The 2233-nt window shown below is 62.5% G+C and carries 3 protein-coding genes; all 3 read right to left on the reverse strand.

All coding sequences use genetic code 11. The features are described from left to right. Positions 1-194 precede the first annotated feature (194 nt). Positions 195-758 carry a TIGR02281 family clan AA aspartic protease gene (locus tag EN935_RS32150; RefSeq protein ID WP_109658875.1) on the reverse strand — a complete coding sequence of 188 codons (564 nt, stop codon included), beginning with the start codon at positions 756-758 and terminating at the stop codon, positions 195-197. Between the two features lie 95 nt (positions 759-853). Beyond that, the gene (gene upp / locus EN935_RS32155; RefSeq protein WP_023671129.1) at positions 854-1483 is read right to left on the reverse strand and encodes a uracil phosphoribosyltransferase; all 630 of its coding nucleotides are present in this window, start codon (positions 1481-1483) and stop codon (positions 854-856) included. A 147-nt stretch (positions 1484-1630) separates the two neighbouring features. Then, positions 1631-2233, reverse strand: a 603-nt coding sequence (gene add, locus EN935_RS32160; protein WP_127374026.1) for an adenosine deaminase, incomplete at its 5' end; no start/stop codon positions are given.

The raw sequence follows: 2233 nt of genomic DNA on the forward strand, positions 1-2233 counted from the left end.
GATCCATGCCCGCTCATTGGCCGATGCCGAGGCGGCGGCCGACGCCGTGCTTTCGGCCTATACGGTCGGCGCTTCGAAGCCGCCCGCCGACAAATCGGTCATCCGGCGGATTCTTCCGCGCGGCTAGTGCATGTCGCCCAAAAGTGTGAAGCGGTCTTGGGATAACGACATGCACAAAACAACGACACGACTCTTTACTGAACGAGCAGCAGCGTGCCGTTCTCGACCTGGTATTTGTCGAGCCGGTTGAGGAAGCTCATGCCGATCAGATTGGTGCGCAGCGCCCTGTCGTCGAGCACGATGGTCTGGACGTCGTTGACCGTGATGCTGCCGATCTGCAGGCGGTCGATCATTGCAACGGCCGCCTTGATGGTGCCGTTGGCGGTGCTGACCTCGTGGCTGAAGTCGGAAGCGTTCAGCGACAGGCCGATCTTGCGCGCCGTCGAGGTGTTGATGGCGACCAGCGTGGCGCCGGTGTCGATCATGCCGTCGATCTGACGTCCATTGAGCTTGAATGCCGACGAGAAGTGTCCGCGCTCGTCTGCCGCAACGACCACCTTGCGGCCCATCGGCAGCGACGCCGCCGGCTTGTCGGGCACCGATGCCAGGTTGACGTCCGGTTGGACGTTGACCGCGGGTTTGCTCGGCGCCGCCGATTTCAGCAGGTTTTCGACGAATTGCGGATTCGACTGATACACAATCGGTATCGATGCCGACGTACCGGCGAAAACGCCGAGGATGAGAAGTTTGCGCAGCATGGATCGGCCTTTGTGACAGCCGATCCTTAAGCCTTGATGGTGTTTGCCGCTTTAACGGGCGCCAGAAACCCGCCTTTGCGTAAACAATTGGTAAATTATTTGGTCCCGTACATGCGGTCGCCGGCATCGCCGAGGCCGGGCATGATGTAGCCCTTCTCGTTGAGCTGGCGGTCGATCGAAGCGGTGAACACGGGAACGTCCGGATGCGCCTTGGTGAAACGCTCGATGCCTTCGGGCGCTGCCAGCAGGCAAAGGAAACGGATGTTGGTGGCGCCGCGCTCTTTCAGCTTGTCGATCGCAGCGATCGCCGAATTGGCGGTGGCCAGCATCGGATCGACGACGATCACCAGCCGGTCGGCGAGGTCGCTCGGCGCCTTGAAGAAATATTCGACCGCTTCAAGCGTTTCGTGATCGCGGTAGAGACCGACATGGGCGACGCGGGCCGCCGGCACCAGATCGAGCAGGCCTTCCAGCAAGCCGTTGCCAGCACGCAGCACCGAGGCGAAGACCAGCTTTTTGCCCTCCAGCGTCGGCGCCTCCATGGTTTCCATCGGCGTTTCGATCGTCGTCGTCGTCAGTTCGAGGTTGCGGGTGACCTCGTAGCCGAGCAGCAGCGAGATCTCGCGCAGCAGCCGGCGGAAGCCCGCCGTCGAGGTTTCCTTCTTGCGCATGATGGTCAGCTTGTGCTGGACAAGCGGATGGTCGACGACGGTGACGCCCTGCATGATGTTCTCCTGATGCTTGCGCCCGAAAGTGCGCGCCATGGTCCTTTCGGACGCGCCGCGCTTCAAGCTGCTTGAGCGAACCCTAGCGACAATGCGCCGGCCAAGGAACCGCTTGGCCTGCCCCGACCACAGCTTTGTCGGCAGAAATCAGCGTGCCGCACCGTTCAACCGGGCAAGAAGCGCGGTCTTGGTCTTTTTGTCGACGAAAGCGGCTTCGATAGCGGTGCGGGTAACGGCAGCCAGCGCCTTTTCGTTCATCGAGAAATGCTCGCCGGCGATGTCGTATTCGCGCTTCAGCGAAGTCCAGAAATAGGGCGGGTCGTCGGAATTGAGCGTCACCTTGCAGCCGGCTGCCTGCAGGGCTGGAAACGGATGGTCGGCAAAGCTGTCGAACACCTTGAGCGCGATGTTGGAGCCGGGGCAGCATTCCAGCACGACGCCCTCGTCGGCAATGCGCCGGACAAGGTCCGGGTTTTCGATGGCGCGCACGCCATGGCCGATGCGGGAGGGGCGGATGTGATCGAGTGCCGCCTGGACGGTCTCCCAGCCTGTCAGTTCGCCGGCATGGATGGTGATGCCGAGCCCGGCCTCGCGAGCGATCTCGAAAGCTCTGACATAGTCCTCCATCTCGCCGATCCGCTCATCCCCGGCGACGCCGAAACCGGTGACCAGCGGATGCCCGCAGCGCGCTGCGAAACGCGCCGCCTGCTCGATCGACTCGACGCCGACATGGCGCACGCCGGTTACGAT

It is taken from the genome of Mesorhizobium sp. M7D.F.Ca.US.004.03.1.1 (genome assembly GCF_003998635.1).
GTDB lineage: Bacteria > Pseudomonadota > Alphaproteobacteria > Rhizobiales > Rhizobiaceae > Mesorhizobium > Mesorhizobium loti.

Excerpts from the sequence above, each read along its gene's own strand:
- EN935_RS32150 (WP_109658875.1), bottom strand. The coding sequence starts at position 758 with ATGCTGCGCAAACTTCTCATCCTCGGCGTTTTCGCCGGTACGTCGGCA.
- upp (WP_023671129.1), bottom strand. The coding sequence starts at position 1,483 with ATGCAGGGCGTCACCGTCGTCGACCATCCGCTTGTCCAGCACAAGCTG.